15 protein-coding genes are annotated in these 16,317 nt (G+C 70.0%); 3 read left to right on the top strand and 12 right to left on the bottom strand.

Going from position 1 to position 16,317, the window contains the following annotated elements; genetic code table 11:
- Positions 1–87 precede the first annotated feature (87 nt).
- Positions 88–1,620 (top strand): hypothetical protein, encoded by a 1,533-nt coding sequence (locus D7X32_RS06575; RefSeq protein WP_171448249.1) that lies wholly within the window; start codon positions 88–90, stop codon positions 1,618–1,620.
- Between the two features lie 80 nt (positions 1,621–1,700).
- On the opposite strand, the gene D7X32_RS06570 is transcribed toward D7X32_RS06575, so the two are convergent.
- The 7 genes from D7X32_RS06570 to D7X32_RS06540 all read right to left on the bottom strand — a co-directional run bounded on the left by D7X32_RS06570 (position 1,701) and on the right by D7X32_RS06540 (position 9,659).
- Complete coding sequence (locus tag D7X32_RS06570; protein ID WP_244238879.1) at positions 1,701–3,458, bottom strand: GspE/PulE family protein; 1,758 nt, start codon at positions 3,456–3,458, stop codon at positions 1,701–1,703.
- A gap of 77 nt (positions 3,459–3,535) precedes the next feature.
- A complete protein-coding gene (locus tag D7X32_RS06565) occupies positions 3,536–5,302 on the bottom strand; it encodes an MYXO-CTERM sorting domain-containing protein (protein WP_147450047.1) in 1,767 nt (588 codons plus the stop codon).
- Between the two features lie 71 nt (positions 5,303–5,373).
- Positions 5,374–6,135 (bottom strand): uroporphyrinogen-III synthase, encoded by a 762-nt coding sequence (locus tag D7X32_RS06560; protein ID WP_120601669.1) that lies wholly within the window; start codon positions 6,133–6,135, stop codon positions 5,374–5,376.
- A gap of 10 nt (positions 6,136–6,145) precedes the next feature.
- A complete protein-coding gene (hemC, locus tag D7X32_RS06555) occupies positions 6,146–7,087 on the bottom strand; it encodes a hydroxymethylbilane synthase (protein ID WP_120601638.1) in 942 nt (313 codons plus the stop codon).
- On the bottom strand, positions 7,084–8,424 hold the full coding sequence (gene hemA, locus D7X32_RS06550; protein WP_120601637.1) for a glutamyl-tRNA reductase: 1,341 nt from the start codon (positions 8,422–8,424) through the stop codon (positions 7,084–7,086). The genes hemC and hemA overlap by 4 nt, the downstream gene beginning before the upstream one ends.
- Positions 8,425–8,426: 2 nt before the next feature.
- The gene (locus D7X32_RS06545; protein WP_120601636.1) at positions 8,427–9,239 is read right to left on the bottom strand and encodes a cytochrome C assembly family protein; all 813 of its coding nucleotides are present in this window, start codon (positions 9,237–9,239) and stop codon (positions 8,427–8,429) included.
- 45 nt (positions 9,240–9,284) lie between these two features.
- Positions 9,285–9,659, bottom strand: coding sequence for a hypothetical protein (locus D7X32_RS06540; protein WP_216618276.1), 375 nt, complete (start codon positions 9,657–9,659; stop codon positions 9,285–9,287).
- A gap of 155 nt (positions 9,660–9,814) precedes the next feature.
- Here D7X32_RS06540 and trxA point away from each other — a divergent pair, with 155 nt between their 5' ends.
- Positions 9,815–10,141 (top strand): thioredoxin, encoded by a 327-nt coding sequence (gene trxA, locus D7X32_RS06535; RefSeq protein ID WP_120601635.1) that lies wholly within the window; start codon positions 9,815–9,817, stop codon positions 10,139–10,141.
- 436 nt (positions 10,142–10,577) lie between these two features.
- Complete coding sequence (locus D7X32_RS06530) at positions 10,578–10,922, top strand: hypothetical protein (RefSeq protein WP_120601634.1); 345 nt, start codon at positions 10,578–10,580, stop codon at positions 10,920–10,922.
- A gap of 18 nt (positions 10,923–10,940) precedes the next feature.
- Here the strand turns inward: D7X32_RS06530 and D7X32_RS06525 are convergent, their stop codons facing one another.
- The 5 genes from D7X32_RS06525 to mreC are packed head-to-tail and all read right to left on the bottom strand — an operon-like array spanning position 10,941 to position 16,152.
- The gene (locus D7X32_RS06525; protein ID WP_120601633.1) at positions 10,941–11,582 is read right to left on the bottom strand and encodes a PilZ domain-containing protein; all 642 of its coding nucleotides are present in this window, start codon (positions 11,580–11,582) and stop codon (positions 10,941–10,943) included.
- A 17-nt stretch (positions 11,583–11,599) separates the two neighbouring features.
- Positions 11,600–12,727, bottom strand: coding sequence for a rod shape-determining protein RodA (rodA, locus tag D7X32_RS06520; protein ID WP_171446721.1), 1,128 nt, complete (start codon positions 12,725–12,727; stop codon positions 11,600–11,602).
- A 7-nt stretch (positions 12,728–12,734) separates the two neighbouring features.
- Complete coding sequence (gene mrdA, locus D7X32_RS06515) at positions 12,735–14,795, bottom strand: penicillin-binding protein 2 (RefSeq protein WP_120601631.1); 2,061 nt, start codon at positions 14,793–14,795, stop codon at positions 12,735–12,737.
- Positions 14,792–15,292, bottom strand: coding sequence for a hypothetical protein (locus D7X32_RS06510; RefSeq protein WP_120601630.1), 501 nt, complete (start codon positions 15,290–15,292; stop codon positions 14,792–14,794). Before D7X32_RS06510 ends, mrdA begins: the two co-directional genes overlap by 4 nt.
- Positions 15,289–16,152, bottom strand: a complete 864-nt coding sequence (gene mreC, locus D7X32_RS06505; RefSeq protein ID WP_120601629.1) for a rod shape-determining protein MreC — start codon at positions 16,150–16,152, stop codon at positions 15,289–15,291. Before mreC ends, D7X32_RS06510 begins: the two co-directional genes overlap by 4 nt.
- Positions 16,153–16,317: the final 165 nt, after the last annotated feature.

Raw genomic sequence — 16,317 nt, 5'->3', positions numbered from 1 at the left:
ACCTTTGAGCAGTCGCATTGCGCGCCCCGGCGGTATGCCGGGGCGCTGGGAGGAGCGGTCTCCCCCGGACCGCTTCCTGGAGGGAATTTGAAAACGTTGCAGACGCTGGCCCTGACGGGCCTGACAGCCCTTTCCGCGCCCGCATGGGCCGGGGACTTCGTGGACACCCGTTTGTCGTTCGTCTTCGCGGACGACAACGTGCTCGCGGGCGCGGGAGAGACGACTCCCAACAGCCCCAACGCACGCTTTGGCGCGGGTAACCAGAACACGCAGTTCTACGACAACTTCAACACCAAGTTCTCCGGGTTCGAGTCGCTGTCGAACATCGTGCTCTACAAGCGCATGCCGGCGTTCTTCGAGGGCCTCACCACCGAGGCGGCCCTCACGCTGCTGGTGTTGGAGCGCCCGTCCGGCGGTGTCGACATCCTCGACAACTCCAGCTACGTGCGCCTGAACTACCAGCCGCCGGGCTGGGGTGAGAAGGAAGGCATCTCGCTCACCGGCTTCCCGGTGTCCGCGGACCGCTTCCGTCTGGGTTACGCGTACCGCATCTCCTGGGGTGGCAGCCCCATCTTCACCAACCGCGCCACCGCGGCGGGTGTGCCGGGCGCCAAGCTCCAGCTGACGCGCGACCGCTGGTACGCGTACATCGGCGGCAAGACGGCGCTGGTGCTCAACGACCTCATCCTGGAGCAGGAGACGCTCTACGGCGCGATGGCCGGCGCGGGCTGGGACGTCCTGGAGACGCTGCGCGTGGAGGCCGGCGCGGGCTACTTCCAGAAGGGCATCGTCCCGGGTCTGGCGAACCAGTCCATCGAGGCGCCCGTCAACGCGTCCGGTGTGTCCGGGCAGATCGTCTACCACGTGGGCGTGCCGGTGGGCACGAGCGTGGACTTCCGGCTCTACAAGAACGACCCGGAAATCTACCAGCGCTTCTTCGCGCCGGAGCAGTACCCGGGCGGCCTGTCCTACTCCGTGTCGCTGGAGGGCAGCTACCTGACGCAGTCGCTGCAGGACCCGGACAAGTTCGGCGCCACCAAGTACCAGGGGGCCACGGCCTTCGCGCTGCAGGGCCGCGCGAAGCTCAACCAGTGGCGCTTCAACGTGCTGGCGCTCTACCGCAGCCTGTCCTTCATCCAGTTCGACGTGCCGGGCTTCCCGCCGTTCCAGGACTTCCCCACGGGCACGGTGCTGAAGCCGGAAATCTTCGGCGCGGTCGGCGCGGACTACAACCTGGCCAAGCTGCACCTGACGCCGGGCTTCATCTTCGGCGTGCAGCAGCCGGCATCCTTCCGCAGCCCGGTGCCGCTGGTGGGCGGCAGCAACCCGCCCCCCAGCCTCACCGGCACGCGCACGGTGGTGGTGCGTGACGCCAACCAGCTGAGCATCCTGCCCAGCACCTGCGGCGGCTCCGGCGCCTGCGAGGCGGAGCTCATCCTGTCCGCCAAGGCCACCTTCCGGTGGGACCTGTCGGAGACGGTCGCGGCGGTCGGCGAGGTCTACTACACGTACGACACCAACCGGACCACGTTCGAGGACGACGTGACGGGCATCGCGCAGCCGAACTTCGAGAAGCCGCACGCGCTGGGCTTCAACACGCTGCTGCAGGCGCGCTTCTAAACCGCCCTGCCCTTCTGGGTTTCACACGTGGGGCCCGCCGTGCGGTACGGCGGGCCCTTCGTGTTTGCGGGAGGCGACGGCTAGAAGGCGGACGTCATCCGCACCACCTCGTCGAAGGCGGTGAGGCCCTGCGCCAGCTTGCGCACGGCGGCCTCGCGCAGGGTGCGCATGCCGCTCTTGCGCGCGGCCTGCATCAGCTGCTCGTAGGGCGCCTCGCGGGCGATGAGCTCGCGCACTTCACGGTTGGTGGAGACGATTTCGAAGACGCCGGTGCGGCCGGAGAAGCCGGTGCCCCGGCAGCGCACGCACCCCGCCCCCTTGGACAGCTTCACCCCGCCGGGCAACAGCGGCAGGGGCGCCTGGAGGGCCAGCAGTTCGTCCGGCGTGAGCACCACTTCTTCCGCGCAGTGCACGCAGACGCGGCGGAGCAGGCGCTGGGCCATGACGCCCAACAGGCTCTGCGCCAGGAGGAAGGCCGGCACCCCCAGGTCCTTCATGCGCGCCACCGCGCCCAGCGCGTCGTTGGTGTGCAGCGTGGAGAGCACCAGGTGGCCGGTGAGCGCGGCCTGGAGCGCGTTCTCCGCCGTCTCCGCGTCGCGGATTTCGCCCACCATGATGACGTCCGGGTCCTGGCGCAGGATGTGGCGCAGCGCGCCCGCGAAATCCAGGCCCACCTTGGGCTGCACCTGCACCTGGTTGAAGGTGTCCCACACCATTTCGATGGGGTCTTCAATCGTGGTGACGTTGACGTCCGGCCCCGCCACCGCCTTGAGCGCGGAGTAGAGCGTCGTCGTCTTGCCGCTTCCCGTGGGCCCCGTCACCAGGATGAGGCCGTGGGGTTGATCAATCCACGACTCGAAGTGGCCCTTCTCGTCCGGTTCGAAGCCCAGCTGGGCGATGTCCTGCACCAGCGTCTCCGGGTCGAAGATGCGGATGACCACCTTCTCGCCAAAGGCGGTGGGCAGCGTGGAGACGCGCAGTTCCACCTCGCGGCCGTCGCGCTCCGTCTTGATGCGGCCGTCCTGGGGGCGGCGCTTCTCGGAGATGTCGATGCGCGCCAGCATCTTCACGCGCGACACGATGGGCGGGTGCACCTGCGCGGGCAGCGAGTACACCGGGTGCAGCACGCCGTCGATGCGCAGGCGCACCACCGCGGTGGCCCGCTTGGGTTCGATGTGGATGTCCGACGCGCGGTTGTCGAACGCGTAGCGCAGCAGGTAGTCCACCGCCTGCACCACCGGCCGGTCGGACGCCTCCAACTCCTGGGTGCCGCTGAGCGACACCAGCTGCTCGAAGTTGGCGACCTGCGACGCCGTGTCGCCGAAGTCGTCCGCGGCCTTCGCCAGCGTCTTCTTGAAGCCGTAGATGTCCGCGATGGAGCGCAGGATGTCCGTCTTCGCGGACAGCACGGGCTCCACCGGCTCGCCGGTGAGGCGGTGGAAGGACTCGAAGAGCTCGCGGTCGAAGGGGTTGGCCACCGCCACGCGCAGCCGCCCCTGTTCGGTCCGCTCCAGGGGCAGCAGCACGTGCTTCTGCGCGTAGGGCCGGGACACCGTGCGGGTGGCCAGCGCCATGTCCATCTTCAGCGGGTCCAGCTTCCGGTAGGCCAGCCCCGCGGCGCGCGCGGCGGCCTCCGTGACGCGGTCCTCGTCCAGCACGCCCCGCCCGCCCGGCGCGGGAATCTGGAAGGCCGCGACCAGCTCCACGGGCGACGCGTCATACCGGGCCGCGTCCTTGCCCGTTCCGCCCTGCGCCTTGAGCACACGAGCGCGCGCGGCGGGCTCCCGCGCCAGCACCTCCTGCGCCTGCTGAGGGGTCAGCAGGCGCTGGGCCACCATGGCTTCCAGCAGGAAGCCCAGGGTGAAGTCCGTGGCGCTGCGCGAGGGAGCGCTGCTTCCGGGGGGAGCCGCCTGGGTCAACCGTTCCTCCTTCTGCGGGTGGCCAGGAACAACACCCCCAGCCCCATGAGGAATGCCGCGGAGGCGGGCGTGCTCTGGCAGCCGCAGCCACCGGGTTCGTTCGTCGAGCCCCCCGTGCCGCCGTCCACCGGCGGGGGCGGCGGCGTGCCGCCATCACCGCACAGGGCGCAGGTGCCGCCGTCCGTCGGCGCGTAGGGGTCCTCGCACTTGCCGCCGTTGCCGCAGAACAGGCCGTTGGGGCAGTCCTGGTTGGTGCGGCAGGGGGCGATGCAGGCGGTCCCTTCCGCGAACGGCACGCACTGGAGCGGCGAGGAGCAGGTGCCCGCGCCGCAGTCGCGGAAGCAGAAGCGGTCCTCGCCGGTGCCCGCCGAGCGGCAGGTGTTGCCGGGGCTGCACGTGCAGGTGGCCACCGAGCACGGCTCCGCGCACACGCCCTGCGGGTTGCCGTTGAGCTTCAGGCACTGCACGTTGGTGCCGCACTCGGAATCCTGGAGGCACGGGTCACCGACGTTGCGCGTGCCCGACTTCTGCGCCACGCAGGCGTGGTCGCACGAGCGGCAGGCGTAGTTGCCGCCGCAGTCGCTGCTGGTGGAGCAGTCCGCGACGCACACGTCGCCGCCGTTGTCGGGCAGCGTGGTGCAGGTATAGCTGGCGCGACAGTCGCCCTTGCCGGGGCGGCAGTTCTTCAGACAGCGCTTGCCCACGGAGCCCACCGTCGTGCACGTGGAGCCGGTGGGGCAGTCCGCGTTGGCGATGCAGGACTCCGTGCAGTAGCCGTCCGTCCACGCCGGGAAGGCGGTGGTCTTGTCCGCGTCCGTGAGGCAGCGCGAATCCGGCGCGCCGCACGTGGTGGCGTTGGCGCAGGGGTTGCCCACCTTGGTGCCCGTGCCGAAGGGCTCCGGCAGACACGCGTACTGCGAGCCGGAGACGAGCGTGGAGGCGATGCACTGGTAGGGCGCGGGGCAGAAGCCCGGCGTGCCGGACGGGCACGCCTTGGAGCAGATCTTCTGCGTGGCGCCGCTGGTGGTGGACCGGGTGGTGACGCAGGTGAGCCCCGAGCCGCACGCGGCGGTGTCACACGGCGAGCCCACCGCGCCCGTCTGGGGGTAGTGCTTGCAGAGCGCGCCCTTGTCATAGGACGTCAGGGTGCGCCGCTGCATGCCCGGGTCCAGCGAGAAGTACATCACCGCGTCCGTGTAGAAGAACGTGCTGCCCAGGCCCAGGCAGTGGCCCACCTCGCGCATCACCGCCGTCTGGATGTCGATGAAGCCCGCGGGCGTGGGGGACAGCGTCGTGAACTTGTAGCTCACGGCGTTGAGGAAGATGTCGCACTGGTAGACGTAGCCGCTGTGGCGCAGCGGCACCGCGGCCGCCACGCTGTCACCGGCGTTGAGCACGTCCTTGAACTCGGTGCTGTTCGGGTCGGTGACCCAGACGGCGGCGACGCTGAAGCCGTCCAGCCGGTCGTTCACGTCCGGGATGGGGACGATGGTGGAGCGGCCCTTGTACGTGAAGGCGGGCCAGGCGCAGTCCACGTCCTGCCAGGCCTGGAACGACTTCTTCACCGCGTCTTCCACCAGGGACAAGTCATTGCCCGAGGGAGTGCCGTTGCGCGCGTCCAGGTAGTACGGGAACGGGTCCTGGCTGTTGTTGAGCACCCAGTGATCCAGGAACTGGTAGTCCTCCTGCGTCTGGGCATGCGCTGTCGCGGCCAGCGCCAGCAGTCCAAGGAGGAAGACACTCCGCTGCGACCCACGATTCATCACCCGCACCTCTTCGCGTCACGTCCTCACGGGGCGCCTTCCTGGCGCCCGGACGTCACCGGGCGGACAGTCTAACCGTGAACGGCGCGGACGGTGGCATCCACCAGCGCTTCGGGCGTGGGGCGCTCCGCGACGGCGGCCACGGGGATGCCCAGCTGCGTCAGCGCGGTCGCGGTGGTAGGGCCAATGGCCACCACCTTCGCGGACGACAGGGGCTCACGGCCCACGCCCTCCACGAAGGCCTCGGCGGTGCGCGGCGAGGCGAAGAGGACCACCTGGGGCGGGGATCCGGCCAGCTGGGCCAGGGCCTCCGGGTCGACGGCGGCCGGCGCGCTGCGGTAGGCCGTCACGCGCGTGACCCGCACGCCCAGGTCGCGCAGGCCGTCCTCCAGCTCGCGCCGCCCCTCCTCCGCCGCCGGAAGCAGCACGTCGTCGTCCGGCCCCAGCACGTCGCGCAGCGCGGTGAAGAGCGCGGCGCCGGTGCCTTCATGGGGTTCGGCCTCCACCTTCAGGCCAAAGCCCTCCACGGCCCTCGCGGTGCGCGGCCCCACGGCGGCCAGCTTCACGCGGGACAGCCGGTCCAACGTGCCCGCGAGCCTCAGGGCCTCCAGGAAGGCCTCCACGGCGGAGGGGCTGGCGAACACCACCCAGTGGTAGCGCTGCACGTGCTCCGCGGCGGACGCGAGCGGGCGCGGGTCCTCCGGAGGGTGCAGCTCCAGCAGCGGCAGGCTGAGGACATCCGCGCCCTCGTCCTCCAGGAGGAAGCACAGCTCCTCGGCCCGCTCACGGGGGCGCGTCACCAGTACTCGGATGCCTTCCAGTCGCCGGTCCACGGCCGGCACTCTAGGCGCGGGGCGCGCCTTCGCGGCGGCCGAAATCGCGCAGGATGTCACCGGCCCCGCGCGACAGGAGCTCGTCCGCCAGCGCCTCGCCCAGGCGCTCCGCTTCCGGTACGGGGCCCTTCACCTCACCCCGCACCACCAGCGAACCGTCGGGACGGCCCACCAGGCCGCGCAGGTACACCTGCCCGTCCTCCACCGTCGCGTGGCCGGCCAGCGGCACCGTGCAGCCGCCCTCCAGCTTCGCCAGGAAGGCACGCTCGGCCCGCACGGCGTTGCGCGTGAGGATGTCCTCCAGGGGGGCAAGCAGCGCGCGCACGTCCGCGTCCGCCTCGCGGCACTGGATGGCCAGGACGCCCTGCCCCACCGCCGGCAGGCTGTCCGCCACCGGCACCACCTGGGTGATGTGGTGGTCCAATCCCAGGCGCTTGAGCCCCGCCGCCGCGAGCATGGCGCCCGCGAGGCCCAGGTCGCGCGTCTTCTGCAACCGCGTCTGCACGTTGCCGCGCAGGGAGACGATCTCCAGGTCCGGACGGCGCGCGCGCAGGATGCAGCTGCGCCGCAGCGACGACGTGCCCACCTTCGCGCCCGGAGGCAGCATCGCCAGCGTGTGCCCTTCCGGGCTGCAGAACGCGTCGCGCGGGTCCTCGCGCGCCGGTACCGCCGCCAATATCAACCCGTCCGGGAACACCGACGTCATGTCCTTGAGGCTGTGCACCGCCACGTCCGCGCGGCCATCCAGCAACGCCTGCTCAATCTCCTTCACGAACAGGCCCTTGCCGCCCACCGCGGACAGCGGAGCGGACAGGAAGCGGTCGCCCTCGGTGGTCATCTCCACCAGGGTCACCTCCAGGCCGGGGTTGCGCTGGGTGAGGAGCGAGGCCACGTGGCGGGCCTGCCACAGCGCCAGCGGGCTCTGCCGCGTCGCGATGCGCACGGCCTTCATCGCCGGCTCCCGGTGGCCACCACGGTGTTGCGCGCTTCCGCCACGGGCGCGGCGTCCTCTTGCGGCGCGATGGCGGCGGCCTCCGCCTCCGTGAGGCCGAACAGCTCCGCGGCGGCGCCCGCCAGCCGGTTGCCCTCGCCCTGCGGACCCACGGCGCGAAGGCGCGCGGTGGGCTCATGCAACAGCTTGTTCACGATGGCGCGTCCCATGGCCTCGATGCTCTTCTTCTGCTTGTCGGTGAGCCCGTCGCCCAGGCCCAGCAGCGTGCGCTCCACCTCCGCGCGGGCAATGGCCTCCGCGCGCTGACGCAGGCGGGCCAGCACGGGCATGCCGTCGCGCAGCGCGCGCTCCCGGGCGAAGCGCGCCACCTCCTGCGCCACCAGCCCTCCCGCCTTGTGCGCCTCTTCCGCGCGCGCGGCGGTGTTGTCCGCGACGAACTTCTGGATGTCGTCCACGTCGTACGCGTGCACCCAGTCCAGCGTCCCCACCGCCGGGTCGATGTCGCGCGGCACCGCCAGGTCCACCATGAACAGCGGCCGTCCCTTGCGGGCCTTGCCCAGCGCGCCCACGTTGTCGCGCGTGAAGATGGGCACCGGCGACGCGGTGCTCGTCACCACCACGTCCGCGGCCCCCACCCACGTGAAGAGCTCTTCATAGGGCCGCGCGACCCCGCCCACCTCCGCCACCAGCGCTTCCGCGCGGGCCAGGGTGCGGTTGGTCACGATGAGCTTCCCGGCGCCCGCGTTCTTCAGGTGCCGCGCCGCCAGCTCGCCCATCTCTCCCGCGCCCACCACCAGCACGGTCTTGTCCTTGAGCCCGTCGAACACCTTGCTCGCCAGCTGCACGGCCGCGGACGCCATGGACGTCGCCGCGCGCCCCACCGCTGTCTCCGTGCGCACGCGCTTGGCGCAACCGAACGCCGCCGCGCACGCACGCGTCAGCTCCCCGCGCACCGCGCCCGCGCCCTGGCCGCGCTCGAAGGCGTCCTTCACCTGGCCCAAAATCTGCGCCTCGCCCAGCACCATGGAGTCCAGGCTGGACGCCACGCGGAACAGGTGCACGAGCGCCGCCTCGCCCTGGTGTTCATACAGGTGCTCCAGCGCCTCCGCGCCGCCCAGGGAGTGCAGCGCCTCCCGCGCGCGATCCCTCGCCAGCTCCGCGCTGGGGGCCGCCAGGTACACCTCCACGCGGTTGCACGTGGACACCCAGAGCGCCTCCACGGGCGCCTGCGCCAGACGCTGCAACACTTCCGTCTGCCGGGCTTCGGGCAATGCCAACCGCTCGCGAACGCCCAGGGGCGCGGTGCGGTGCGACACGCCAATGCAGATGAATTCCATGGCTACGGCATCCCCGGGCCAGCGGCGGACAGGTCGTAGGACGACAAGAAGGAGACCAGCACCAGGCAGAAGCCGGCCATGGTGAGCAGCGCCACCCGCCGGCCTCTCCAGCCGGCGAAGATGCGCGCGTTGACGAGCGCGGCGAAGACGCCCCAGGCGACGAACGTCGCCACGTGCTTGGCTTCGAGCGCCCAGGCGAGGCCGCGCAGCGTGGTGGTGAACAGGGCCCCGGTCGCCAGCGTGAGCGACAGCGCGATGAAGCCCCACAGCACGAGCCGCCGGTTGAGCGTGTCCAGGAACTCCAGGGACGGCAGCCGGGAGAAGAGCAGCCCGAAGTGCTTGGTCTTCACCTGCCGCTCCATCAGCAGGTACATGACGCCCACCCCGGCCGCCACGCCGAAGGCCGTCATGCCCAGGAGCGCGATGGTGACGTGCACCGGCAACAGCGGCTGGCGCACGGCGTCCGGAAGCGGCGTGGACCCGCCGTGCAGCAGCATCCCGATGAGCAGCACCGCCACCGCCAGGGGCGTGAGGAACGCGCCAATGACGGGCTTGCGGTAGCGCACGTCCAGCGCCAGGAACAGCGCCAGCAGCAGGAAGGCGAAGGTGGACATGCCCTGCGCGGGGCCCACCAGCCGGCCCCCCTGCGCCCCCAGCATTTCGATGAGGGCAACGCAATGCATCAGCAGGCCGGTCCCCACCAGCACCCGGCCGGTGACGGCGAGCACCTGGGACTGGCGGACCAGGAAGGCGAGGTAGACGAGCGCGGCCAAGCCGTAGGCGTGGCAGGCAAGCGAGACGAGCGTATGGCTCATGGCGGCAGGCTCATAACCCCGGCCGAGGAGGCATTCAGTCCAGCCTCAGCCCATTTTGTTGAGAATGAAGGCCGCCAACAGGTCGGTCTCCGAATTGGGTTTGCGCTCGGGGGCGGGCGCACCCACCTCCGTCACATAGCCCGGAACGACTTCGTACGCGGAGTCCCCCACCAGGATGGAGTCGGCCATCTGTTCGGCGCCCAGCCGGCCGAGCTGCTCCTCGGTCTTCACCCGCGACACCAGCTGGTGGGTGTCCTCACCCGACACCAGCTGCACGACGTGGACCGCGGGCGTGAGCGGCCAGTCGCTCCCTCCCTCGGCGGCAACCACCAGGCGGCCTTCGCGCAGGTCTGCTTTGTCCGCCAGCGCCCACTCCTCGAGCTGGGCCTGGGACAGGAAGAGCTTCGTCACGCCCGCCATCCTACAACACCTCCTGTCGGACGGGCTGGAAATGGGGTGCAACCCCCGGCGGGATGCCGCATCCGTCTCCCGGGCAGCCCGGCCATCCGGTCCCCCCAGGCCGGGCACGAAGCCCGGCGACACACCTTTCCCAAGCAGAGACATCAGGAGGCAACATGGCTGGCGACGTGATCAACATCGGTGATTCGGACTTCCAGACGCAGGTCCTGGACGCGCAGCAACCCGTGCTCGTGGACTTCTGGGCCACGTGGTGCGCCCCCTGCCGCGCCATCGCGCCCGCCGTGGAGGCGCTGTCCGACCAGTTCAAGGGCCAGGTGAAGTTCGCGAAGCTGGACATCGACACGAACCAGGACACGCCCCAGAAGTACGGCGTCCGCTCCATCCCCACCCTGCTGCTCTTCAAGGGCGGCAAGGTCGTGGACCAGATTGTCGGCGCGGTGCCCAGGGCGCGCATCGAGGAAGTGGTCCGGAAGAATCTCTGAGCCGCCGTGTTCCCGGTGACGGGCCCGCCTCGCGGCCGTCCCCCCGTCCCCTCCCACCCATGACGCGCCTGGCCTTCAGCGCCAGGGTTCGCGCCCGGTGAGAGGGGACGCTTCGTGTGTGGCTCCCAACCAGACACCGGGGCGTGACAAAGCTCCAGGTTCGATATGTCTGTAGAAAGACAACTCACCGCAACGGTAAGGGCTTTCACTTACCGGGGGCCGGCTGCCCCCGACGGAAGACGTTTCTCTGCACTTGAGACAAACGCCCGCTTGGCACAGCTGGACGATCCTCCCGTCATGTTTTGTTCAACAGACATTGAAATTACATTACGAGTCAAACACGACCCCAACATGTCTTATTGACAGAGTTCGCCACACCAGACAGAAGTCGGGGATACACGCCTGTCTTGATTGGCGAGTTTCAACAGGAGTTTTCATGGCACGCCTTCGCAAAGAATTGACCTCGCAAGCACCGCTGACCCCTGCCCTGACGTCGTGGGCGGAGGCATTGGGTGATGCGATCGGCCGCGGCATGCTGCGCGCGCTGAACACGGGGATGCCGGGCATGGGCAGCGTCGCCTCGGCGTCGCCGGGCAACGGCGCGGTGATGGCGGGACGCCGCCGCGGCCGTCCCCCGAAGACGGTGGCGGGTGGGCCGGTGCCCATGGACCGCCGCTGCACGGTGAATGGCTGCACCCGTGAGCAGCGCTCCAAGGGCCTGTGTTCCGCGCACTACCAGGCCGAGCGCCGCAGGCAGATCGCCACCGGCAAGCCGGCCTGAGGGCCGCGCACCGGAGCCCTACTCGCCGCGCCAGGGGTCTCCGGGCGTGGTGGCCTTGAGCAGCTCCCAGGCCGCCATCACGTCGATGACCCGCTCCAGCTCATTGGGCAGGGAGCGGGCGCGCTGGGACTTGAGGTAGTCCTCCGTGAAGGCACGCAGGCGCATGCCCAGGAAGAGCCGGGCGAGCGCCACCTCCGTCTGACCTGAGAAGTCCAGGAAGCGCAGGGCGAACCCGCTGCGGCCCTCCTCCTCCGGGCCGCGCTCCTCGCGAACAATCTCCGCGCGGGCCTCCACGGGGGCCGCCCCCTCCTCCAGCGCGAAGCGCGTGCGCACCACCGTGCCCATGGGCAGGAAGAAGGTGCTCGCGAGGAAGGCCCCGCTGACGCTCACGTTGATGGACACGAGGTTGGCGCTGAAGCGCCGGCCTCCGGCGCCGTCATCCACCCAGAGGTCGAAGTGGGTGGCCAGCTGCGCGCGCGGGAAGTGCCGGTGCTCCGGCTCCCCCTGGTTCATCTCAATGCGAGGCGCCGCGCCGGGCGTGGGCGCGCTGCGCGAAGCCCCCACCGGCGGAACGAACGGCCGGGGTGTCTCCGTGCCCTCCGGCCCGCGAACCGCCGTGCCGGCCTTCACCGTCGTCGCACCCTTCCTCTGAACCACCATCGGAGCCTCCGCGGCCGTCAGAACATGTGACGGCGCATGCTGATGTTCACCAGCAGCCCGATGCACAACATCACCGACAGCATCGAGGAGCCGCCATAGCTCATGAGGGGCAGCGTGATGCCCGTCACCGGCAACAGGCCAATGACCATGCCGATGTTTTCGAACACCTGCCAGAAAAGTGTGGCCACCACCCCCACCGCAACGAACGCTCCAAAACGATCGCGCGCGCTGAAGCCCACGCCCAGCCCGAGAATGAAGATGCCTCCGTAGAGCAGGAGCAACAGGAGACAGGAGAAGAAGCCGTGCTCCTCGGCCCACACGGAGAAGATGAAATCCGTGTGCTGTTCCGGCAGGAAGCGCAGACCTGTCTGGGTTCCCTCACGCCAGCCCTTGCCGGTGAGCCCGCCGGAGCCCACGGCGATCTTGGATTGGGCGGCGTGGTAGCCGCTGCCTCGCAGGTCCGCTTCGGGGTCCAGCCACCCGGAGATGCGCTGGCTCTGGTGTTTCTTGAGGTAGTGGCGCACGACGGTGGTGCGCGGCTCGGGCATCTCCCGGACGTAGTCGTTCCAGATGATGAGGCCGCCCACCAGCACGCCCGCCACCAGCGTCGCGGCCAGGTACCAGCGCACCTTGCCGAAGAGGATGACGGTGCCGGAGGACAGGAAGATCATCAGCGCGGTGCCCAGGTCCGGCTGCACCAGCACCAGCACGAAGGGCACCATCACCACCAGCACCGGCTTCCACAGCCGCACGATGCCGTAGGACGGCTGATTGGGCTGGAAGTCGTCGTGGTAGACCTTGGCCAGCATCAGCACGACGCCAATCTTCATGAACTCCGCGGGCTGCAGGCGGAACGGGCCAATGACGAACCAGCTCTCCGCGCCCTTCGCCGTGTGCCCCACGAGCCTGAGCGCCAGCAGCGCCAGGATGTTGAGCACGTAGATGGGGAGGGCCATCCGCTGGATCCAGCGGTAGTCCACCAGGCACACCATCAGCACCGCGCCCAGGCCCACGGCCAGGTACAGCGCCTGGCTGGTCCACACCGGCGCCATGGGGGGCCGGGACGCGGACGCCAGGTTCCAGATGCCCAGCGTGCACACGCCCAGCACGCACACGACGAGCCCCCACGGCACGTGGGGCATCATCCGGCGCTCAATCCGCAGTTGCACTGTCGTCTCCGGTTTCCGAGGGCGGCTGGATGGGCTCTCCCGGCAGGTTCACCCGCGGCGGCGGCACCACCGCGCGGGTGAGCGCCGCTTCATCCAGGCTGGGCGCCGGCGGCAGCGACGGCGTGTAGGGCTGGTTGGCGCGCGGCGGCGGCGACGTGGCGTCCTGCGCCTTCAATTCGAAGTACTTCTTCATCACCGCCAGCGCCGTGGGCGCCGCGTCCACGCCGCCGTGGCCGCCGTGCTCGTTGAGCACCACCACCGCCAGCTCCGGCTTGTCCGCGGGCGCGAAGCCGGCGAACCAGGCGTGGTCGCGCTCGAAGTAGCTCATCTGGTGCGTCTTCAGACGCACCGTGCCGATGCGCGCCACCTGCGCGGTGCCCGTCTTCGCAGCCACCAGGAAGTCCGCGGGCAGACCCGACTTGAGCTTCGCGCGGTACGCGGTGCCGCCGGGCTCCTGCGCCACCGCCTCCAGGCCCTCCACGATGGCCTTCAGGTGCGCGGGGTTGATGTCCACCTTCGACACCACCTCCGGCTTGAACTCCTCCATCACCTGCCCGTCCAGGTTCTCCAGCCGCTGCACCATCTGCGGCTTGTAGAGCTTCCCGCCGTTGGCCACGGCCGCGTACACCAGCGCCAGCTGCAGGGGCGTCACGTTGTCATCGCCCTGCCCGATGGCGCTGTTGAGCGCCATGCCCTTGGTGTAGCCGCCGGGCGAGGCTTTGTCGTGGTACGCGCTGGACGGCATGATGCCCGGCACCTCCGCCACCACGCCGATGCCGGTGGGGCGGCCCAGGCCCAGCGACTTGCCCATCTCCGCGATGGGGTCCAGGCCGATGGTGTCCGCCACCTTGTAGAACCACGAGTCGCACGACGCCTTCATCGCGCCCTTGCCATCCAGGGGCCCGTGACCGCTGTCCTTGTGGCAGCGCCACACGCGCGCGCCCAGCCGGTAGCCGCCGGAGCAGTTCACCACCGTCTCCGGCCGGAACACGCCGGACTTGAAGGCCGCCAGCTGCGTCACGACCTTGAACGTGGAGCCCGGGCTGTAGTGCTCCGCGGCCACGCGGTTGATCATCGGGTGGAGCGGGTCGCGCGCCAGCGTGGCCATCTGCGTCGGCGTCACGCGGCCCGTCAGGAGATTCGGGTCGAAGCCGGGGCGGGACACCAGCGCCCGGATGAAGCCGGTGTTCACGTCGATGGCCACCACCGCGCCCGTCACGCCCGGGAACGCGCGCTCCGCCTCCTCCTGCAGGCGCATGTCGATGGAGAGCACCACGTTGCTGCCGGCCGTGGGCGGAATCACGGCGTTCTCGCCGAGCTTTTCGTTGAGCTCTTCAATCGTCTGGCCGCGCGCGTTCACCACTTCCTTGCGCACGCCGTCCAGCCCGCGCAGCTTGGATTCGAAGTAGCGCTCCAGGCCGCGGCGTCCGATGTAGTCCCCCAGCGCGTACTTCGCGCCGTCCCCGTTGAGGCGCTCCAGCTCCTCCTGGGTGATTTCGTTCATGTAGCCCAGCACGTGCGACAGCACCGTGTCCGCGCGGTAGTTGCGGTGCGGAACGGGCACCACCTCCACGCCGTCCAGGATGTCGCGCCGGGCGTTGAGCCGGTCGTATTCGTCGCGCGTCAGGTCCACGCGCACCGGCACCGGCTGGAAGGGCGCGTTGCGGCGGCTGGAGCGGACCAGGTCTTCAATCTTCTTGCGCTGCTCGGGGTCCCACTGGAGCAGCTCGCCCAGGCGCGGAATCACCTGTTCGAAGCAGTCCGTGCAGAAGGCCGGCGTCACGAAGGCGTCGAAGGAGGGACGGCTGTCCACCAGGATGGTGCCGCGCGCGTCCTTGATGACGCCGCGGTCCGCGCGAAGGCGCACCTCCTTCACGAAGTTCGCCACGCTCTTGGCGGCGTACTCTTCATGGCGGATGAGCTGGAGCCGGTACAGCTGGATGGCCAGCGCCACCAGGCCCAGCGACATGGCCAGGCCCAGCCACAGGAAGCGGCGCTTCAGGTCCCGGCCCGGCGTGGTGTTGCCAATGGTCGGAGGCGTCAACGGAGCAACCCCGCCGGACGCTCCTGCGCGACCTCGAACCGCTTGAACAGCGGGAAGAGCAGCAGCGCCGCCGCGCCCGTGAGCGCCAGCTGCACCGGCATGCCGGCGAGCAGCGGCGCCGTATGGCCGTCCTTCACCGTGAGCCAGGTGAAGAACGTGGACAAGAGGCCGTGCCCCAGGTCCGCGCCCATGGCGAACAGCGCGAAGGCCACCGGGCCGCGCACGTCCACGAACGACGCCACCAGCCGGCCCACCAGGAAGGTGAACACGGCCAGGAAGGTGAAGAGGCCGGTGGGCTGGCCGCTCATCAGGTCCAGGAGGTAGCCCACCGCGAAGGCGGAACACGCTCCTTCGGTGAGGCTTGCCCGGAGCGCGAGGAAGGCCACGAGCACCACCGTGACGTCCACGCGGCCCAGCACCAGCCCCGCCTGCTGGACGAACACGGACTCCAGCGTGAGCAGCACCAGCGCCAGGATGATGGTGACAAGGAACTTCATTTCTGCGCGCCTTCCGCCGACGGCCCATTGGTGGCCATCTGGCTGTACGGGCTGCCCACCACGAGCACCTCCTCCAACCGGCTGGTGTCCACCGCGGGCTGGATGTCCGCGCCCTGGAACATGCCGTGCTCCTTCTTCTCCAACTGCGTCACCCGCCCCACCACCAGCCCCGGCGGATAGATGTTGTCCGTGCCGGAGGTGATGATGAGGTCGCCGTCCTCCACGTCCTCGGTGCGCAGCATGTTCTCCAGCGTCAGGGGGCCATTGCCCGCGCCCGCCGCCGTGCCGCGCGCCCTGGAGCGCTGCACCCGCACCGCCACCCGGCTCTGAGGATCCGTCACCAGCGCCACGTCCGCGTAGCCGCCCGTGGACCGGATGACCTGCCCCACGATGCCGTCCGGCGTCACCACCGACATGCCCCGGAACACCCCGTCCTTCTCACCACTGCTGATCCGCACCGACAGGAGCTTCGCCACCGGGTTCACGCCCACCACCCGCGCCGGAATCTCCGGACCGGGCGCGGCCTCCGCATAGGAGAGCAGCTTGCGCAGCCTCCCGTTCTCCGAGCGGGTCTCGCCCAGCACCTGCACCGTGGCCCGCAGCTGGAGGTTTTCCAGCCGCAGCGCGTCATTGTCCTGACGGACGCCGCGCAGGTCCAGGTAGTTGCGCACCGCGGCCACGGCGCCGTCGATGCCAGCGGTGAGCCCCTGCTGCACGGGGGCCGTGAGCGCGATGACGCCCCGGTCGACGAAGTTCGGGTCGCGGCCCCGCCTTCCGCCCAGCAGAAAGGCGCCGAGCGGGTACAAAAGGAGGGCGGCCACGAGGAGGAAGCGGCGGTACCGCTTGAGAAGAGACAGCACGGACGGGGGCTTTCCCGGGGGGACGGAGGTCGGTGGTGGAAGGGGGAGAGGAGCGGGCTAAGCTGGCTGAATCGCTTGCATTTTCCGGTCTGTTGTCCTAGGCAGTCAAGGCCCGGATGAGGGGGTGTTGACACAGAAGCATCCCCACCGGCCGGGCTACCAACA

This window comes from Corallococcus carmarthensis (assembly GCF_003611695.1).
Taxonomy (GTDB): domain Bacteria; phylum Myxococcota; class Myxococcia; order Myxococcales; family Myxococcaceae; genus Corallococcus; species Corallococcus carmarthensis.
Note: the sequence above shows the minus strand (reverse complement) of the source record. Positions and strands in the feature narration are given on the sequence as shown.